The organism is Streptomyces sp. 3N207 (assembly GCF_052246355.1).
In the GTDB taxonomy this organism is placed as follows: domain Bacteria; phylum Actinomycetota; class Actinomycetes; order Streptomycetales; family Streptomycetaceae; genus Streptomyces.
Genome location: NZ_JBQQBV010000004.1, coordinates 227,446 through 246,756 on the forward strand (window position 1 = coordinate 227,446; position 19,311 = coordinate 246,756).

A 19,311-nucleotide genomic window follows, 5' to 3' on the forward strand; every position below is an offset into this window, starting at 1 on the left:
CGCCCCCTGCTCCTGTTCGGTGAGGGGGCGCCCCTGTTCAGGGCCGGGGCGGGGGTAGCGCGGCGAGGGCCCGCGGGGGCTCGCTAAATTGGGTCGTATGCCGTTGTCCCCTGCTGCGGAGCGCCATACGGCCGCTGCGAGCGCGAAGGAGCCCGTGGCGAACTGGACGCGGCTTGTCACCGTCCTCGTCGCCCTCACGGTCCTCACCCGCCTCCCGTCCTTCGCGCGCACCCCCTGGAACCCCGACGAGGGGTATCTGGCCACGCAGGCCCGCCAACTGGCCGAGGGGGGCGTGCTCTACGACACCGTGGTGGACCGGAAGCCTCCCTTCGTGCCCCTGCTCTACCGGGGTGCCTTCGCGCTGTTCGGTGACGACTCGCTGTGGCCGGTGCGGGTGGCGGCCATCGTCGCCGTACTGGTGGGTGCGATGCTGGCCGCCTCCCTCGCGGGGCGCCGCTGGGGCGAGCGGGCGGCGTGGACGGCGGGGGTCTGCTACGTCTTTCTGACGGTCGGGCTCAAGCCGGAGGACACCCAGGCGGCGACGTTCGAGGTCTTCATGCTGCCCTGGACCGTCGCGGCGGTCTGGTGCGCCCAGCGGGCCCGCTGGCTCGGCGCCGGGCTGGCGGTGGCCGGAGCAGTGCTCTCGAAACAGACCGGTGGTGCCGTGCTGCTGCCGGTTCTCGCCCTGCTGTGGCAGGCCCGCGCGGGCTGGGGTGCCGGCTTCCGGGTCGGTGCCGGAGCAGCGCTCCCGGTGGTGAGCGCTGCTCTCGCCTTCGATCCGGGCCGCTTCCTGTACTGGATCGCCACCGGCTCCGGTTCGTATCTCTCCGCCGACGGAGCCGGATTCAAGCCGCTGCTGCGTGCACTGGCAGGCGTCGGGCTGCTGACGCTCGCCGCCCTCCCGCTCGTCGTCGCCCTCGTCCGCGTCGCCCGCTCCCGTACCGCCGTACGGTCCGCCGGCCGCGCCCCGCTCGACGGCACCGCGGACCTATGGATCTGGCTCGCCGCCTCGCTCGGCGCCGCCACCGTCGGGTTCCAGTTCTTCGGTCACTACTTCCTCCAACTCGTCCCGCCCCTCGCGCTGCTGGGTGCCGCCGCGCTGCAGGAGCTGACCGCGCGGGCCGCCACCGTGGCGCTGGCCGCCACCGCGTTCCTGGCGTGTGTGTTCGTCGGCTGGGGCTTCACCGACAGCCGAACCGAGGTCGACCACGCGCGCCGGATGGCCGACACCGTGCGCTCCTACACCGACCGCAAGGACCGGGTGCTGCTGTGGGGCATGCACCCGGAGGGCTACTGGCTGGCCAAACGCTCTCCCGCCTCCCGCTATCTGACCGCCGGGTTCCTCACCAACTTCAGCGGCGGCCGGGGCGAGACGCGGGTGGGCGAGCGGTACGCGATGGAGGGTGCCTGGCCGCACTTCGAGCGCGAGCTGCGGCGGCGCCCGCCCGAGCTGATCGTCGACGACTCGCGCGGCAAGGGGTACGGCGTCCAGCAGATCCCCACGCTGCGTCGGCATCTCGCCCGTCACTACGAGAAGGTCGCCACCATCGACGGGTCCTCGTTCTATCTGCGCACCCGCCCGGAGATCCGCTCCTCCCGGGCGGGCGGGGCGCCCCTGCCCCGCTGACCGGCCCGGCCTTTGCGCTCTCTTTCCGATTAGTTTCCCATTGTTGTTGCAGGCCGCTGCTGTCCGTCCAGTTGCTGCTCTCCCGTTGATCGTCTGCTGTTTCCCTGCGGAAGTTAGGTTCGCCGCCCCGCGTGCGTCAGGCCGTCGCGCGTGGAGCAATTCGTACGACGCAGGGAACGGGAGGACAGCTTGTCGTTCGAGCAGGAGTGGGCCGGGCTCAAGGCCGCGTACGCGCCCGAGACGACGGTGCATATGCGGCTCGCCGGGACCGGCACACACGGGGGCGGCACCGTTGTCGGCGGGGCCGGAAGCGGAGCGAACGGGCAGAAGCGGCTCCATGTGACGGCTCACGTACTGCGGGGCCGCGCGGGCCACGCCGAGACCGTACGGAGCCAGTTCCTCAAGGCGGACGACGAGGTCACGCGCGAGACGGGACAGATCACCGGCGCCCTCAAGGGCTTCCGTACCGACGCGGCGATCGCCACCTTCCAAGAGCGCTGGCGCGACCAGATGTCCTACGTCAAGCAGCAGTTCACCGGAACGGCATCCGCACTGCGCTCCGCCGCGGGCGCGTTCACCACCGAGGACCACCGGCGCAAGCGGGACATCGACGCGGTGGCGGGCACCAAGGACAGCCACGGCGCGGACACGCGGCAGGGCGCCCATGCCACGAGCGGGGGCAGCCGCTGATGAGTGACCAGCTCAGCTACACCGACGTACGGCACGCCGACCTCACCCCGCTGGACGAGGCCGTCGGCAAGTGGAAGAACGCGCCCGGCAAGTTCCAGCAGGTGGCCACCAACTTCAACACCGACGTCATCAAGGGCCTGGCGAACTCCGACTTCGAGGGCGAGACGGCCGAAGCCGCATGGCGCAAGTTCCGCGGGGTCAAGGCCCAACTGCTCGCCGCGCAGGAGGAGTCCCGGCGGGTGCACACGGTGCTGTCCCAGGCGCTGGGCAAGTTCCGCGCCGCGCAGAAGGAGCTCAAGGCCATCGAGGACGAGCTGGAGGGCCATAAGCACCTCAAGCTCAACAAGCAGGACGGCTCGGTCGGCCTCGAGCTCACCGACGCCGAGGAGAAGCACCGCAGCGCCTACACCAAGTCGTACAGCGAGGCCATCGCCGGCTATCGGGACCGCACCCGCGCCGCCCTCGACAGCGCCGACCAGGCCGACCAGGACCTGGCCCGGGCGCTGACCACCGATGTCAACGGCACCGAACGCGGCTTCAACGACCACGCGTACAACAGCCTCAAGGCCGCCCGCGAGCATGCCGCCCAGGACCTCAAGGAGGCTCTGCACCTGGCGAAGACCGAGAACGGCAGGATGAGCGCCCGCCAGTTCGAGCGGCTCACCGCGCTGATCACCCGGCACAGCCAGGACCCGCAGTTCGCCGAAGAGTTCACCACGAAGCTCGGCGCCGAGCGCACGCTGAAGCTCTGGTACAACGCCACTCACCCGCGCAACCTCGACCACCCCGACACAAAGATCGACGGGTGGGGGCTGAAGTCGGCCAAGACGCTCCAGGAATCGCTGAGCAACACCCTCGCACTGGCCTCGCACTCCAACACACCGGAAATGCGCCAGTGGCAGAACGACATGATCGCCCTGGGCGACAAACGTCTGGAAAGCAGCGGCGGCTCCACCCACCCGTTCGGCTTCCAGCTCATGAGCAATCTGATGCACTCGGGCAAGTACGACAGCGGCTTTCTGAACCGTTACGGTGACCGGCTCGTCGCCTGGGACAAGAAGCTCAACACCCACGACAATTACGCCTATTGGTCCAACACCGGCGACACCGACAGCCTCACCGCGCGCGGCATACCCGGTGACACCGGGCACGACGCGATGGTCGGTTTCCTGGACGCCCTGGGGCACAATCCGGGCGCCTCCACCGAGTTCTTCGGCCAGCCCGCCGATGTCAAGGGCGTCGTGGACCGGGACTCCGAACTCAACGACAAGTTCAAGTACCTGACCCAGGACCGCAACTGGATCTTCGACGGCAACACCCAGGCGGGCCCGCGCAAGCTGCCGGGACACGAGGCGCTCGGTCATGCGCTCACCGCGGCCACCACCGGCTACGCCTGGGACGATCCCGCGCTGACCGGGAAGAATCCCGAACTCTTCGAACACGGCGGCGACCGGCGCACCGCCGCAACCGCCGGTGTCATGGAGCAGGTCGTCCACGTCTACGGCGGCGAGAAGGGCCCCAAGCTGCTGCACGACCAGCCCGCCATCGCCGCGAGCCTGGGCGCGATGGGCGGCGCCTACGTGGACGACATCAACCGTTCCGTCTCCGGCGTGGGCGACTCGCTGCACAGCAACGGAGCCTTTCCGCCCGCCTATCGGGGCGCGGCCGAGCTGAGCCGCGACCAGGCCGTGGACTTCCTCAGCGTCCTGGGCCAGAACGAGACCTCGCACGGCATCATGAACCAGGCCGAACACCTCTACACCCTCGACCGGTTGGCCCAGAACCCGCCGTCCGAGAGCGACGAGAGCTGGGCCACGGGGCGACGGGTGCTGCTGACGGAGGCCGAAGCTCGGGGGACGCTGGACCATTCGCGGGTCCAGCAGATCGAGGCGCAGTACACGGCCGACAGCGCCGCCGCCCAGCAGGCTTACCGCGAATCCGGCTCCTGGACCCGCGTCGGTATGAGCTCTGCGGCACCCGCGCTGACCAGCGGGGTGCTCAGCCTGCTGGGTAAGAGCGGGCCTTGGGGCGTGGTGATTCCGATCGTCGCCGGCGGCGGCCTGGAATTCTCGAAACTCTTCCACAACGACGTGGTCTTCGGCGGGCCCGAACTTCCTGATCCGCCCGAGAACAAGGATCAGTTCTTCGCCCGCGGCGAGCGGGATCTCGGGGGGACCGCGGAGAAATACCTGGAGAAGTACGGGAACGGTCCAGATGTGACCGGAGACCTCGCCGACGACATCAAGTCCAAGTACCTGGCCATCGGGCCGCAGGGCAACGCCTTTGAAGGCCGCGAGCCCCATCCGAAGTGAAAAAGCCCCTGCTCTCCCCTTACCGAAACCGGGCGCAAAGCCAAAAGAATCGGGGGGAGAGCAGGGGCTACCGCATCATTCCGGGACGCTGGCGAGGCCGGGAGCCAGGAAGCGGCGGCCTGCGACGCGCTCGCTGACGCCCTCGCGGTCGAGGTAGGGCGTCACACCACCGAGGTGGAACGGCCACCCGGCACCGGTGATCAGACACAGGTCGATGTCCTGGGCCTCGGCCACCACACCCTCGTCCAGCATCAGCCGGACCTCCTCGGCGATGGCGTTCAGCGCCCGCTCCCGCACCTGCTCCTCCGTCAGGGAGACATCCCCGACCTGGAACAGCGAGGCGACCTCCGGGTCCAGCTCCTGGGTGCCCGGAACGTACAGGTTCCGCTTCCCGGCCTCCACGACCCGGCCCAGGTTCTCCGAGACGGCGAACCGGTCGGGGAACGCGTCGTGCAGCGTGCCCGCGACATGGTGCGCAACAGCCGGGCCCACCAGCTCCAGCAGCTGGATCGGCGACATGGGCAGGCCCAGCGGCGCCAGTGCCCGGTCGGCGACCTCGACCGGCGTGCCCTCGTCGATGGAGCGCAGCACCTCGCCGAGGAACCGGGTCAGCACCCGGTTGACGACGAACGCGGGCGCGTCCTTGACGAGTACGGCGGACTTCTTCAGCTTCTTGGCGACACCGAATGCGGTGGCCAGCGCGGCGTCGTCGGTCTTCTCGCCCCGCACGATCTCCAGCAGCGGGAGGATGGCCACCGGGTTGAAGAAGTGGAAGCCCACGACCCGCTCGGGGTGCTTGAGCTGGGAGGCCATTTCGCTGACGGACAGCGAGGAGGTATTGGTCGCCAGGATGGCGTGCTCCGGCACGGCTGCCTCGACCTCGGCGAACACCTGCTGCTTGACGCCCATCTCCTCGAAGACGGCCTCGATGACGAAGTCGGCGTCGGCGAACGCGGCGGCCTTGTCCAGGGAGCCGGTCACCAGGGCCTTGAGCCGGTTGGCCTTGTCCTGGTTGACGCGGCCCTTGAGCAGCAGCTTGTCGATCTCCTCGTGGCAGTAGGCCACACCCTTGTCGACCCGCTCCTGGTCGATGTCGGTCAGTACGACCGGCACCTCCAGCCGGCGTGCGAACAGCAGGCCGAGCTGCGACGCCATCAGACCGGCGCCCACGACACCGACCTTGGTGACCGGACGCGCCAGGTCCTTGGACGGGGCGCCCGCCGGGCGCTTGGCACGCTTCTGCACCAGGTTGAAGGCGTAGATGCCGCTGCGCAGTTCGCCACCCATGATCAGGTCGGCGAGCGCCTGGGTCTCGGCCTCGAAGCCCTTGCGCAGGTCACCGTTCTTGGCGGCGGCGATGATGTCCAGGGCGCGGTAGGCGGCCGGGGCCGCGCCGTGCACCTTGCTGTCGGCGATCTGCTTGCCGCGCTCGACGGCCGCGTCCCACGCCTCCCCGCGGTCCACCTCGGGGCGTACGACCTCGATCTCGCCCTTGAGGACGCCCGCGGTCCAGCGCAGCGACTCCTCCAGGAAGTCGGCGCCCTCGAACAGGGCGTCGGCGATGCCCAGTTCGTAGACCTGCTTGCCCTTGAGCTGGCGGTTCTGGTTGAGCGAGTTCTCGATGATGACGCTGACCGCGCGGTCGGCGCCGATCAGGTTCGGAAGCAGCGCGCAGCCGCCCCAGCCGGGGACGAGGCCCAGGAAGACCTCGGGCAGCGAGAAGGCGGGCAGCGCGGCGGAGACGGTGCGGTAGGTGCAGTGCAGCCCCACCTCGACGCCGCCACCCATCGCCGCGCCGTTGTAGTACGCGAACGTCGGCACGGCCAGGTTGGCGAGCCGGACGAAGACGTCGTGGCCGCCCTTGCCGATGGCGACCGCGTCCTCGTGCCGCTTCAGCAGCTCGACGCCCTTGAGATCGGCGCCGACGGCGAAGATGAAGGGCTTGCCGGTGAGGCCGATGCCCTTGATCTCGCCGTCCGCGGCCTCCTTCTCGACCTGGTCGATGGCCGCGTTCAGGTTGGCCAGCGACTGCGGCCCGAAGGTGGTGGGCTTGGTGTGGTCCAGCCCGTTGTCCAGCGTGATGAGGGCGAACCGACCCGCTCCGTACGGCAGGTCGAGGTGGCGTACGTGCGCCTGGGTGACGACCTCGTCCGGGAACAGCTCGGCCGCACCCTTCAGCAGCTCAGCGGTGCTCATTCTTACTTGCCCTCCCAGTGGGGGTTCTCCCAGATGACGGTCCCGCCCATGCCGAAGCCGACGCACATGGTCGTCAGGCCGTAGCGGACGTGCGGCTGCTCCTCGAACTGGCGGGCGAGCTGGGTCATCAGCCGTACGCCGGAGGAGGCCAGCGGGTGGCCGAAGGCGATGGCGCCGCCGTACTGGTTGACGCGCGGGTCGTCGTCGGCGATGCCGTAGTGGTCCAGCAGCGCCAGCACCTGGACGGCGAACGCCTCGTTGATCTCGAACAGTCCGATGTCGTCGATCGACAGCCCGGCCTTGGCCAGCGCCTTCTCGGTGGCCGGAACCGGGCCGACGCCCATCACCTCCGGCTCGACACCGGCGAACGCGTAGGAGACCAGCCGCATCTTCACCGGCAGCCCGAGCTCCTGGGCCACGTCCTCGGCGGCGATGAGGGAGGCGGTCGCACCGTCGTTCAGGCCCGCGGCGTTGCCTGGGGTGACCCGGCCGTGCGCGCGGAAGGGGGTCTTGAGCCCGGCGAGGTTCTCCAGCGTCGTCCCCGGCCGCATCGGCTCGTCGGCAGTGGCCAGGCCCCAGCCGGTCTCCCCGCCCTCGGGGGAGGTGCGCCGGATCGAGATCGGCACCAGGTCGGGCTGGATCTTGTCGTTGGCGTACGCCTTGGCCGCCTTCTCCTGGCTGCGCATCGCGAAGGCGTCGGCCCGCTCCTTGGTCAGGTGCGGGAAGCGGTCGTGCAGGTTCTCGGCGGTCATCCCCATGAACATCGCCGACTCGTCGACCAGCTTCTCCGAGACGAAGCGCGGGTTGGGGTCCACGCCCTCGCCCATCGGGTGCCGGCCCATGTGCTCGACACCGCCGGCGACGACGATGTCGTAGGCGCCGAAGGCGATCGAGCCGGAGGTCGTCGTCACGGCCGTCATCGCGCCCGCGCACATCCGGTCGATGGAGTAGCCGGGGACGGTCTTCGGCAGCCCCGCGAGGATTCCGGCGGTGCGGCCCAGGGTCAGCCCCTGATCACCGATCTGGGTGGTCGCGGCGACGGCGACCTCGTCGATGCGCTCCGGAGGCAGGTCGGGGTTGCGGCGCAGCAGCTCACGGATGCACTTGACGACCAGGTCGTCGGCGCGGGTCTCGTGATAGATGCCCTTGGGGCCCGCCTTGCCGAACGGTGTGCGAACGCCGTCGACGAAGACGACGTCCCTTGCGGTACGAGGCACGTTGGCTCTCCTCCAGGTGCGGCCAGGGGTCGGTCACCCCCCATGCTACTTGCCGGTAACCACCTGGCAAGGGGCGACCTGGCCGAGGGGCACACGTCACATCCGGGTGTGCGCGTACGTCACCCGGAGACGGTCAGTGCGGCGCGCAGCAGCTCTGCCGTCTGCGCGATCTGCCACTCGCGCGCACCCAGCGTGCGCAGCGCGCCGGAGACCGACTCCACGGACACCTCGGCCGGCGGCTCCCAGCACAGCCGCCGCACCGTGTCCGGGGTCAGCAGGTTCTCCTGCGGCAGGTTCAGCTCCTCCGCGTGCTGGGTGACAGCCGCCCGGGCCGCCGTCAGCCGCGCTGCCGCAGCCGGGTCCTTGTCGGCCCAGGAGCGGGGCGGCGGCGGACCGTTGGTGGCCTGCGACTGCTGCGGCAGCTCCTCCTCCGGCAGCGCACGGGCCCGCTCGACGGCCGCCATCCACTGGTCGAGCTGTTTGCGGCCCACCCGCTGGCCGAAGCCGGGCAGCGCTGCCAGCGTCCTGGCGTTCGGGGGCATGGCCAGCGCCGCCTCCACGATCGCCGCGTCGGACAGCACCTTGCCCGGTGAGATGTCCCGCTTGCGCGCCACCGCGTCCCGCGCCTGCCACAGCTCCCGTACGACGGCCATCTGCCGGCGCCGGCGCACCTTGTGCATGCCCGAGGTGCGCCGCCAGGGGTCCTTGCGCGGCGGCGGGGCCGGAGCGGCGGCGATGAACGCGAACTCCTCCTGGGCCCACTCCAGCTTCCCCTGCCGAGACAGCTCCTGCTCCAGCGCGTCCCGAAGGTCCACCAGCAGCTCCACATCGAGCGCCGCGTACCGCAGCCAGGGGTCGGGCAGCGGACGGGTGGACCAGTCGACGGCGGAGTGCCCCTTCTCCAGGGCGTATCCGAGCACGTTCTCCACCATCGCGCCGAGGCCCACCCGTGCGAACCCGGCGAGCCGCCCGGCCAGCTCGGTGTCGAAGAGCCGGGTGGGCCGCATACCTATTTCCCGCAGACACGGCAGATCCTGGCTGGCGGCGTGCAGTACCCACTCGGTGCCCGCCAGTGCCGCGTCCAGGCCCGAAAGATCGGGGCAGGCGACCGGGTCGATCAGCGCGGTGCCCGCTCCCTCGCGGCGCAGCTGAACCAGATAGGCCCGCTGTCCGTACCTGTACCCCGACGCGCGCTCGGCATCGACGGCCACCGGGCCGCCGCCCGATGCGAAGGCGTCGGTCACCTCGGCCAGCTCCGCGGCCGTCACGGTGACGGGCGGGATCCCCTCGCGTGGTTCCAGGAGGGGGACCGGCGCCGGGGCGGAGTCCTGGAGGGGGGCCTGAGCTGCGGATGCTGATGCGGTCTCTTGGGCGTCGGTCACCAGTAAAGGGTATCCGCGCGCACCCAATGGCGAGCGCCCGCCGACGGAACGTTACGTCGACGGGCGCCCGGAAAGCGGAAGCGTGGGGGGAGGACGGGGGAGTACCGGGGAGTAGGGGCCGGGGTCAGTGGATGATGCCCGTCCGCAGAGCGACGGCGACCATGCCCGCGCGGTCGCCGGTGCCCAGCTTGCGGGCGATCCGGGCGAGGTGGCTCTTGACGGTGAGCGCCGAGAGGCCCATGGAAACGCCGATGGCCTTGTTGGACTGGCCCTCGGCGACCAGGCGCAACACCTCGACCTCGCGGCCGGACAGCTCCCGGTAGCCGCCCGGGTGGCCCGGACCGCCGGGGCCGCCGCCCGGCCTGCGGTGCATCCGCGCAGCGGCGGCGGCGCCGATGGGTGCGGCACCGTGCCGGGTGGGCAGCGGACCGCCCAGGTTGGTGCGGGTGCCGGTGACGACGTAGCCCTTGACGCCGCCGGCCAGTGCGTTGCGTACGGCGCCGATGTCGTCGGCGGCGGAGAGCGCCAGGCCGTTGGGCCAGCCCGCCGCTCTGGTCTCGGACAGCAGGCTGAGCCCGGAGCCGTCGGGCAGGTGGACGTCGGCCACGCAGATGTCGCGTGGGTTGCCGATTCGGGGGCGGGCCTCCGCGATGGACGACGCCTCGATCACGTCCCGCACGCCGAGAGCCCACAGGTGGCGGGTCACGGTGGAACGGACTCGGGGGTCGGCCACGACGACCATGGCCGTCGGCTTGTTCGGGCGGTAGGCGACCAGGCTTGTGGGGTGCTCAAGGAGAACAGACACCGGGCCTCCTGAGGGAGTGGCTGTGGGGGACGGAACCGAACGAGTCGGGTATTCCGCGTGAAGGGTCACAGACTCCTTCGGCACCTTCTCCACAGCTCTTTAGAGAAAGATCACGAATTAGTGACCCGAATTTCCACAATCCGGTTTCCCCGGTTCATTTTCCGCAGCCGGAAAGATTCCTTTGTCTACACAGAGACCGTTGTCTTCATGGACCGGGTGCGCGACCGGAATTGTGCGGCGTCTTTGTAGACAAAACGCCGCACCCGGCGGGAGCGGCTCCCACCGGGTGCGGCGATGAAGGGGTTGAGGTGCGGGGATCGTCGGGCTAGTGCGGGCCCCTGCGCTGCGGGAGCTGGACGACCGAGGAGCCCTCGCCCGTCTCCGGGGGCAACCCGGCGCACTGGCAGAGGAGTTCGCACCAGGCCGTCAGATGCGCGGCGGCGTCCGGGGTGGTGCCCTCAGGAGTCCAGCTCGCCCGGATCTCCAGCACCTCCTCCGCCGCGCGCTCCGCGAGCCCGCCGAAGAAGGCGGAGCTGGACCGGGTCACCGTCCCGCTCGGCTCCACGTACCCGGCACCGCGCGCCTCCAGGGCGCCCGTCAGCCAGGTCCAGGTCACTTCGGGCAGCAGCGGGTCGCCGGCGATCTCCGGCTCCAGCTCGGCCCGGCCCAGTGTGACGACGCGGAAGGTGCCCTGCCACGACTCCTGGCCCTGCGGGTCGTGCAGCAGCACGAACCGCCCGTCGGCCAGCTCGGTCTCCTCGTCGTCCGGCTCCGTCACGGTCGCCTCCAGCGCGAACGAGTACGGCGCCAGCCGCCGGGGCGCGGGGAGCAGGGAGAGCTGGACCTCGGGGCGCGGGCGGGTCTCGCTCAGCGCCGCGACAGCCGCCCGGAAAGGCGGCGGAGAAGAGTCCCCGCCCCCGCCGCCGGAGCCTCCCGTCCCGCTGGTGTCTTCCACTCCGCCGGAGCCTCCCGCCTTCGCCGCCCGAGCCGCAGTCATGGGCCGAAGAGTAGGCGGACGGCGGGCTTCAGGCCGGTAGGGACACCCCATTAGGCCGTGGGAGACTTCGGGGTGTGAGTGGAGACGACCGCCCTGAGGGCCAGCCGACGCAGACACCGGACGTCGCAGCGAGCGCTGCGGCGGATTCACCGTTTCTCCGCGCGTGCCGCCGCGAACCGGTGCCGCACACTCCGGTGTGGTTCATGCGGCAGGCCGGCCGCTCGCTGCCCGAGTACCGCAAGGTGCGCGAGGGCATCGCGATGCTGGACTCGTGCATGCAGCCCGATCTCGTCGCCGAGATCACCTTGCAGCCCGTGCGCCGGCACAAGGTGGACGCCGCGATCTACTTCAGCGACATCGTCGTCCCCCTCAAGGCCATCGGCGTGGACCTCGACATCAAGCCGGGCGTCGGCCCCGTCGTCGAGAAGCCCATCCGCACCCGCGCCGACCTGGAGCGGCTGCGGGCCCTGGAGCCAGGGGACGTTTCGTACGTGACCGAGGCCGTCGGCATCCTCACCCGCGAGCTGGGCGCCACCCCGCTCATCGGCTTCGCCGGAGCGCCCTTCACGCTGGCCAGTTATCTGGTGGAGGGCGGCCCTTCGAAGAACCACGAGCGCACCAAGGCGCTGATGTACGGCGACCCTCAGCTGTGGGCCGAACTGCTGGACCGGCTCGCGGACATCACCGCAACCTTCCTGAAGGTGCAGATAGAGGCGGGCGCCGGCGCGGTGCAGCTGTTCGACTCATGGGTGGGCGCGCTCGCTCCGGAGGACTACCGGCGCAGCGTGCTGCCCGCCTCCACGAAGGTCTTCGACGCCGTCGCCGGATACGGGGTGCCCCGCATCCACTTCGGCGTCGGCACCGGTGAGCTGCTCGGTCTCATGGGCGGGGCCGGAGCCGATGTGGTCGGCGCAGACTGGCGGGTGCCGGTGGACGAGGCCGCACGCCGGGTGGGCCCCGGCAAGGCGATCCAGGGCAACCTCGATCCGGCCGTCCTTTTCGCCCCCCGCGAGGCTGTGGAGCGCCAGGCCGCACGCATCCTGGAGGCCGCACGCGGGCTGGAGGGGCACATCTTCAACCTGGGGCATGGGGTGCTGCCGGAGACGGATCCGCAGGCGCTGACGGATCTGGTGGCGTACGTGCATGAGCGCAGCTCGCGCTGAGGCCGTACGCGGTTGTTGCGGCCCTCAGCCCTCCCGGACCGCTGCCGCGGCCTTGCGGGCGGCGATGAGTACCGGGTCCCACACGGGGCTGAACGGCGGGGCGTAGCCGAGATCCAATGAAGTCATCTGCTCCACGGTCATGCCTGCGTGCAACGCGACAGCGGCGATGTCGACGCGTTTGCCGGCGTTCTCACGGCCGACGATCTGGACGCCGAGCAGCCGTCCCGAGCTGCGCTCGGCGATCATCTTGACGTGGATCGGCCGGGTACCGGGGTAGTAGCCGGCCCGGGTGGTGGACTCGATCACCACGCTGGCGAAGCGGAGCCCGACGGCGGCGGCCTGCGCCTCCAGCAGCCCCGTCCTGGCGATCTCCAGGTCGCACACCTTGCTGACGGCCGTGCCCACCACTCCGGGGAAGGTGGCGTAACTTCCCCCGATGTTGGCGCCGATGATCTGGCCGTGCTTGTTGGCGTGCGTGCCCAGCGGCACATGCTGGGCACGGTCCGAGACGAGGTTGAGGACTTCCACGCAGTCGCCGCCTGCCCAGATGTTCTCCCGGTCGCGGACCCGCATCGCCAGGTCCGTCAGCAGTCCGCCGGACTCGCCCAGCGGCAGTCCCGCCTCGCGGGCCAGCGCCGTCGCGGGTTTCACACCGAGGCCGAGCACGACCACGTCGGCCGGGTACTCGGCGTCCTCGGTCGCCACTGCGCGGGCCCGGCCCCGCTCGTCGGTGAGGACCTCGGTGACGGCGGCGCCCAGCACCGTCTCGATGTCCATGGAACACATCGCCTCATGCACCAGCTTGCCCATGTCCGGGTCGAGGGTGGACATCGGCTGCTCGGCCTTCTCCAGCACCGTCACCGCGTAGCCGCGCCTGACGAACGCCTCGGCCATCTCGACGCCGATGTAGCCCGCGCCGACGACGACCGCCCTTCGCCGGGCCGCACCTTCCCCAGCCGTCCCCCCGAACTCCACCCTCTGCTCCAGCGCGTCCAGCAGCTGCTGGCCGTCGTCCAGCGTCTGCACCCCGTACACGCCCTCGGCGTCGATCCCGGGCAGCGGCGGGCGCACCGGGACGGCGCCGGTGGCCAGCACGAGCTGGTCGTACCCCACCCAGCGCTCGGTGCCCTCCTGCTCCCGCACCCGGACCCGCTGCCCGTCCACGTCCAGCTCAAGAGCCTCGGTACGCATCCGCAGGTCGATTCCGCGCGAGCGGTGCTCCTCGGGGGAGCGGGCGATCAGCTTGTCGCGCTCGGCGACATCACCAGCCACCCAGTACGGGATGCCACAGGCGGAGTACGAGGAGAAGCCGCCCCGCTCGAACGCCACGATCTCCAGCTCGTCAGGGCTCTTGAGCCGGCGGGCCTGCGCCGCGGCCGACATCCCCGTCGCATCGCCACCGATGACCACCATCCGCTCCGCTGCCGCCATCGCGGACGCTCCTTTCGCCGTACGGGCGCTGCCGCCCACCGGACGTGCTGCCACTGACAGGGCCCACGCTATGCGCCGGGTGCCGTTCTGCGAGACTTGCCCATATGCACGTACTTGTCATCGGGGGCGGAATCTCCGGGCTGGCCGCTGCGCACCAACTGCTGGCGTCCGGCGCCCGGGTGACCGTGCTGGAGGCCGGTGCCCGGCTCGGCGGCAAGCTGCGTGCGGGCAGCGTCGCCGGGACGGCCGCCGTCGACCTGGGCGCCGAATCCATGCTGGCCCGCCGCCCCGAGGCCGTGGAGCTGGCGCGCGCCGTCGGGCTCGGCGAACGGCTCCAGCCGCCGTCCGTCGCCGGGGGCGCCATCTGGACGCGCGGCGCCGTACGGCCCATGCCCAAGGGCCATCTGATGGGCGTCCCCGGCGACCCGGCCGCGCTCGGCGGGGTGCTCTCGCCCGAGGGGCGGGCCCGGATCGCCGAGGACGGGCGGCTGCCGCGTACCGAGATCGGCGAGGACGTGGCCGTGGGCGAATACGTCGCCCGGCGGCTCGGCCGCGAGGTCGTCGACCGGCTGGTCGAACCCCTGCTGGGCGGGGTGTACGCCGGTGACGCCTACCGGATCTCGATGCGCGCCGCCGTCCCGCAGCTGTACGAGGCAGCACGCGGCGAGCGCTCCCTGCTGGCCGCGGTGCGCGCCGTGCAGGACCGGGCCGCCGCCCGGCCCGCGCCCCACAGCCCCGTCTTCATGGGCATCGAGGGCGGCATCGGACGGCTGCCCCAGGCCGTGGCCGAGGCGTGCACTGCCAAGGGCGCCGAGATCCGGCTGAGCACACCGGTGCGCGAGCTGCGCCGTACGCCCTCCGACGGCGGGCCCGGCTGGCTCGCCGTCACCGAGCACGAGGCGCTGAGCGCCGACGCCGTCGTGCTGGCCACCCCCGCACCAGCTTCCGCGCGGCTACTCGCCCCGCACGCCCCGGCAGCCGCCACGGTGCTCGACGAGGTCGAGTACGCCTCGATGGCGCTGGTCACCCTGGCCTTCCGCAGGTCCGAGGCGGACCGCATCCCGGACAGCAGCGGCTTCCTGGCGCCCCCCGTGGACGGCCGCGCCATCAAGGCCGCCACCTTCTCCGCGCACAAGTGGAGCTGGGTCGCTGCCCAGGACCCCTCCCTGTTCGTGCTGCGTACCTCGCTGGGCCGCTACGGCGAGGAGCAGATGCTCGAGCGGGACGACGCCGAACTGGTGGAGCTGTCGCTGCGCGATCTGCGCGCCGCCACCGGGCTGGACGCGCGCCCCGTCGACTCCCTCGTCTCCCGCTGGGACAGCGGCCTGCCGCAGTACCCGGTCGGACACCTCCAGCGCGTCGCCGCCGTCCGGGCAGCCACAGACGCGCTGCCGGGACTTGCGGTGGCCGGCGCCGTCTACGAGGGCGTGGGCATCCCGGCCTGCGTCGCCAGTGGACAGCGCGCGGCCCGGCACGTACTGGAAGCAGCCGCATCAGCTGAGTCAGCCAACGAGAACAGTGAGAAGACACGTCATGAGTGAGGAACCGCAGAAGTCCCCCAACGCGGGCAAGAAGGCCAAGGACCTCAACGAGGTCATCCGCTACACCCTCTGGTCGGTCTTCCGGCTGCGCGACGTGCTCCCCGAGGACCGTTCCGGGTACGCGGACGAGGTGGAGGAGCTGTTCGGCCAGCTCGCCGCCAAGGACGTGGTCGTCCGCGGTACGTACGACGTCTCCGGGCTGCGGGCCGACGCCGACGTGATGATCTGGTGGCACTCGGAGGACTCCGACGCCCTCCAGGACGCCTACAACCGCTTCCGCCGCACCAAGCTGGGCCGCGCGCTGGAGCCCGTCTGGTCGAACATGGCGCTGCACCGTCCCGCCGAGTTCAACAAGTCGCACATCCCGGCCTTCCTCGCCGACGAGGAGCCACGCGCCTATGTGAGCGTCTACCCCTTCGTGCGCAGCTACGAGTGGTACCTGCTGCCCGACGAGGACCGCCGCCGGATGCTCGCCGACCACGGCAAGATGGCCCGCGGCTTCCCCGACGTACGGGCCAACACCGTGCCCGCCTTCTCGCTGGGCGACTACGAGTGGATCCTCGCCTTCGAGGCCGACGAGCTGTACCGCATCGTCGACCTGATGCGGCACCTTCGCGGTTCGGAAGCGCGGAGGCATGTGCGGGAGGAGATCCCCTTCTTCACGGGCCGCCGCAAGCCGCTGGGCGAGCTGGTCGCGGGGCTGGCGTAACGCGGCGAACGCTAGCGGGCGGCCCGCATGCCGGGGGCGGGCAGCGGCTGTTGCCGGGCACCCGGCTTCGGTGCGGGCCGCGCAGCGCACTCCGCGTCGGTGCCCGGCGTTCTGCCCTCGAAGAGGTACCGCTCGATATGTGCGTCCATGCAGCGGTTGCCGCCGCTCACCCCGTGGTTGCCCGCGCCGCGCTCGGTCACGAGCGAGGAGCCCGCCAGCCGGCGCCGGGTCTCCAGGGCGCCCGTGTACGGGGTGGCCCCGTCCCGGGTGGCGGCCACCAGCAGCACGGGAGGGAGCTGTCCCACGGCGGTGCGCACATCCAGCGGCGTGGCCGACTCCGTCTTCCAGTAGGCGCACGGCAGATTCATCCAGGCGTTCGACCAGGTGTTGAACGGCGCCACCGCCGCCGTGACGGTGTTGTCCCGGTCCCAGCGCGGCCAGTCGCGTGGCCAGGGTGCGTCCTGGCACTCGACCGCGTTGTAGACGGCGTTGCCGTTCTCCTCCTTCTTCGCCTTCTTCATGTCCGGCGCCGCCACCTTGATCAGCGGCCCGGGCTCGCCCTTGCGGAAGTCGGAGAGGGCCCGCGCGTACGGGGCCCAGGTCGCATCCGCGTACCCGGTGTCCAGGAACGCGGCCACCAGTTCCTTGGAGCCGACCGTCCCGCCGGCGGGCTCACGGTCCACGGCCTCCCGCACCGCGTCGAACGACGCCTGCACCTGCCGGGCCGTACGCCCCAGCCGGTAGGTGTCGTCGTGCCGGGCGACCCAGGTCTTCCAGTCCTCCCAGCGCCGCTCGAAGGCGACGTTCTGGTCGAGGTTGGCCTGGTACCACACGTTGTCGGGGGCCGGGTTGACGATGCTGTCCAGTACGAGGCGGCGGACGTGCCCGGGGAAGAGCGTCGCGTAGACGGAGCCGATGTACGTGCCGTAGGAGACGCCCATGAAGTTGAGCCCGCGCTGCCCCAGAGCGGCGCGCAGTACGTCCAGGTCGCGGGCGTTGTTCGGCGTCGTGTAGTGCCGCAGCCGGTCGGGCTGCGCCTTGGCACACCCGGCGGCGTAGGCGGCGGCCTTCCGGTTCATGGCCTGCTTGACGGCCCAAGTGGGGTGCTGCGCTGCGTGGTTGGGTCCCTTGAGGAACGCTTCCGGGTGCTGGCAGGAGAGCGGGTCGGAGCGGCCCACGCCGCGGGGCGCATAGCCGATGAAGTCGTAGCGTGCGTTGAGGCGCTTCCACAGTCCGCCGAGCTTCGGGTAGAGGGGGAAGTTCATCGCGTTGCCACCCGGCCCACCCGGGTTGTAGACCAGCGGGCCCTGGTACTCGGCGGGGTTCCCGGTGGCCCGGGCCCTGCTGACGGTGAGGGAGATGTGCTCGCCGTCCGGCCGCGTGTAGTCCACCGGGACCCGGACGGTGCCGCACTCGGCGGATACGGGCAGCTGCTCGGCGGCGGGGCAGGGCTGCCACCGGATGCCCCGGGCCGCGGCGTCCCTGGCCGCCGCCCGGACGCCGGCCGCTTCCGGCCCGCTGTAGGTGGGAGGGAGCGCTCCGTGTGGAGCGGCCGAGGCCGCCGCGGGGGCAGAGGCCAGCGTGAGGGCAAGGGCACCGACTGTGGAGGGGATCGCTGCTGCGCGCATTGAGGCTCCCGCTGGTCTCGCTGTCGCTCCGTCAGCCATGCCCGGGGCACCGCCGTTCATATTGGATGCTCAGCGGCTCATACGCAGATGTAAAGCATCCCCTCGCGGTGTCGCGGAACACCCCTCGGATGGGCTGAGCGCCTGCCTCCCCGCCGGGCCGGCTCAGCGCGGGGCAGGTCCGGTGCGGTGCTTGTACCAGCGCTTGAGCTCCCTGCGCGGACGGCGCGGAAGCCGGGCCTCCTCGAGCACGTACGCCGCGAAGTTCAGGGCGTCCCAGCGGTAGTTGGCGTCCATGGGCCGCCCCGTGGCATACGCGAGGAACAGGCTGCGGTACTCCGCCTCGCCGAGGAGCTCCGGCAGCTCCGGCGCCACCTTGGCGACGATGTCGGCGCGCTTGGCCCGCAGCGCCCTGGCCTGGATCTCCAGCCGGTCCCGGTCGAAGCCGGGCGGCGCGGGCGCGTCGGCGACCAGCGCCGACAGCAGCGTGGCCTGTGCCAGGGCCAGCCGGGCCCGCGCTTCATCGGACACCGGTGGACCCGCTTCATCGGACACCGGTGGCCTCCTCACGCGCGGCGTGCACCACCGCGCTGATCTGCTCCAGTTCCCCGGCGAGCTCGGCGACCGGCGGGAAGTTCTCGTCCCGCTCCAGCAGCACCCCGGGCGGCACCGTCCTGGCGCACAGCTCGGCCAGGACGTCCAGCACGGGCCGGGTCACGGGATGCCCGTGGCTGTCGTGCCAGACGCCGTCGCGTTCGACGCCGCCCGCCACATGGACGTACGCGAGCGCCTCCAGCGGCAGCCGGTCCAGCGCGGCCACCGGGTCCTCGCCGCGGTTCACCCGGTTGGTGTGCAGATTGGCGACGTCGATCAGCAGGCCCACCCCGGTGCGCTCGACCAGCTCTGCGAGGAATTCGCCCTCGCTCAGCTCCTCGTCCGGCCAGCTGATGAGCGCCGCGATGTTCTCCACGGCGAGCGGCACCGGCAGCGCTTCCTGGGCGATGCGAATGTTCTCGCACAGCACGTCCAGCGCGTCCCGGGTGCGGGGCACCGGCAGCAGGTGACCGGCCTCCATCCGGGGCACTCCGGTGTCGCCGCCGCCGCCCCGGACGAACGCGATGTGCTCCGTCACCAGGGGAGTGCCCAGCGCCTCGGCGCACTCCGCGAGCGCCGCGAGCCTGCCCGGGTCGGGGCGCTCGGCGCCCCCGAGGCCGAGCGCCACCCCGTGCGGCACCACGACCGTGCCGCGCTCCCGCAGCCGCAGCAGCGGCTCGGGCAGCCGGCCGGGGCAGATGTTCTCCGCGACGACCTCCACCCAGTCGATGCCCGGCAGCGCCTCGATGCCGTCCGCGATCTCCGGCCGCCAGCCGATCCCGGTGCCCAGCCTCTCCATCTCCCGCTCCTCCCCCATGGCCGCATCCCGTGGCCGCGGCCCCATGACTGCAAGAGCACTCCTGCTCTCTCGGCGCGGGTTCATTCCCGGCGCCGGACACCTCAGAGCTGAACTTGAGCTTCGCGGGCACGCGGGGCGCCGTGGGGGGGGCCGAGACCTCGACGAACTCCGCGCGTTTGCGCCGCGTCAGCCGCAGGATCGGTACCGCCTTGTTGCGCGGGTT

The 19,311-nt window shown here is 71.3% G+C and carries 13 protein-coding genes and 1 pseudogene; 6 read left to right on the top strand and 8 right to left on the bottom strand.

Going from position 1 to position 19,311, the window contains the following annotated elements; translation table 11 throughout:
* Window positions 1-154: 154 nt before the first annotated feature.
* From ACTWP9_RS08745 to ACTWP9_RS08755, 3 genes are all read left to right on the top strand, one after another.
* Window positions 155-1,627, top strand: a complete 1,473-nt coding sequence (locus ACTWP9_RS08745) for an ArnT family glycosyltransferase (RefSeq protein ID WP_443245428.1) — start codon at window positions 155-157, stop codon at window positions 1,625-1,627.
* Window positions 1,628-1,816: 189 nt separating this feature from the next.
* Entirely contained in the window at window positions 1,817-2,317 is a 501-nt protein-coding gene (locus ACTWP9_RS08750; RefSeq protein ID WP_443245429.1) for a hypothetical protein, read from the top strand.
* Entirely contained in the window at window positions 2,317-4,629 is a 2,313-nt protein-coding gene (locus ACTWP9_RS08755; RefSeq protein WP_443245430.1) for a hypothetical protein, read from the top strand. The genes ACTWP9_RS08750 and ACTWP9_RS08755 overlap by 1 nt, the downstream gene beginning before the upstream one ends.
* A gap of 75 nt (window positions 4,630-4,704) precedes the next feature.
* On the opposite strand, the gene ACTWP9_RS08760 is transcribed toward ACTWP9_RS08755, so the two are convergent.
* The 5 genes from ACTWP9_RS08760 to ACTWP9_RS08780 form a co-directional block, all read right to left on the bottom strand.
* On the bottom strand, window positions 4,705-6,825 hold the full coding sequence (locus tag ACTWP9_RS08760; RefSeq protein ID WP_443245431.1) for a 3-hydroxyacyl-CoA dehydrogenase NAD-binding domain-containing protein: 2,121 nt from the start codon (window positions 6,823-6,825) through the stop codon (window positions 4,705-4,707).
* A gap of 2 nt (window positions 6,826-6,827) precedes the next feature.
* Window positions 6,828-8,042: a thiolase family protein gene (locus ACTWP9_RS08765; protein WP_443245432.1), complete on the bottom strand. Its 1,215-nt coding sequence runs from the start codon at window positions 8,040-8,042 to the stop codon at window positions 6,828-6,830.
* A 119-nt stretch (window positions 8,043-8,161) separates the two neighbouring features.
* Window positions 8,162-9,424, bottom strand: a complete 1,263-nt coding sequence (locus ACTWP9_RS08770; RefSeq protein WP_443245433.1) for a ribonuclease D — start codon at window positions 9,422-9,424, stop codon at window positions 8,162-8,164.
* Between the two features lie 124 nt (window positions 9,425-9,548).
* The gene (locus tag ACTWP9_RS08775; RefSeq protein ID WP_099884917.1) at window positions 9,549-10,229 is read right to left on the bottom strand and encodes a response regulator transcription factor; all 681 of its coding nucleotides are present in this window, start codon (window positions 10,227-10,229) and stop codon (window positions 9,549-9,551) included.
* Window positions 10,230-10,554: 325 nt separating this feature from the next.
* Window positions 10,555-11,226, bottom strand: a complete 672-nt coding sequence (locus ACTWP9_RS08780) for a DUF3000 domain-containing protein (protein ID WP_443245434.1) — start codon at window positions 11,224-11,226, stop codon at window positions 10,555-10,557.
* A gap of 74 nt (window positions 11,227-11,300) precedes the next feature.
* Here ACTWP9_RS08780 and hemE point away from each other — a divergent pair, with 74 nt between their 5' ends.
* Complete coding sequence (gene hemE, locus ACTWP9_RS08785; protein ID WP_443245435.1) at window positions 11,301-12,389, top strand: uroporphyrinogen decarboxylase; 1,089 nt, start codon at window positions 11,301-11,303, stop codon at window positions 12,387-12,389.
* Window positions 12,390-12,413: 24 nt separating this feature from the next.
* On the opposite strand, the gene ACTWP9_RS08790 is transcribed toward hemE, so the two are convergent.
* A complete protein-coding gene (locus ACTWP9_RS08790) occupies window positions 12,414-13,820 on the bottom strand; it encodes an FAD-dependent oxidoreductase (RefSeq protein ID WP_443245436.1) in 1,407 nt (468 codons plus the stop codon).
* A gap of 104 nt (window positions 13,821-13,924) precedes the next feature.
* Between ACTWP9_RS08790 and hemG the strand changes: the two genes are divergently transcribed.
* Window positions 13,925-15,361, top strand: a complete 1,437-nt coding sequence (gene hemG / locus ACTWP9_RS08795; RefSeq protein ID WP_443245437.1) for a protoporphyrinogen oxidase — start codon at window positions 13,925-13,927, stop codon at window positions 15,359-15,361.
* A complete protein-coding gene (gene hemQ, locus ACTWP9_RS08800; protein ID WP_443245438.1) occupies window positions 15,354-16,070 on the top strand; it encodes a hydrogen peroxide-dependent heme synthase in 717 nt (238 codons plus the stop codon). Before hemG ends, hemQ begins: the two co-directional genes overlap by 8 nt.
* Before the next feature lie 11 nt (window positions 16,071-16,081).
* On the opposite strand, the gene ACTWP9_RS08805 is transcribed toward hemQ, so the two are convergent.
* Entirely contained in the window at window positions 16,082-17,698 is a 1,617-nt protein-coding gene (locus ACTWP9_RS08805) for an alpha/beta hydrolase (RefSeq protein ID WP_443245439.1), read from the bottom strand.
* A 162-nt stretch (window positions 17,699-17,860) separates the two neighbouring features.
* Window positions 17,861-19,088, bottom strand: a pseudogene (locus tag ACTWP9_RS08810) (DUF692 domain-containing protein).
* Window positions 19,089-19,311: the final 223 nt, after the last annotated feature.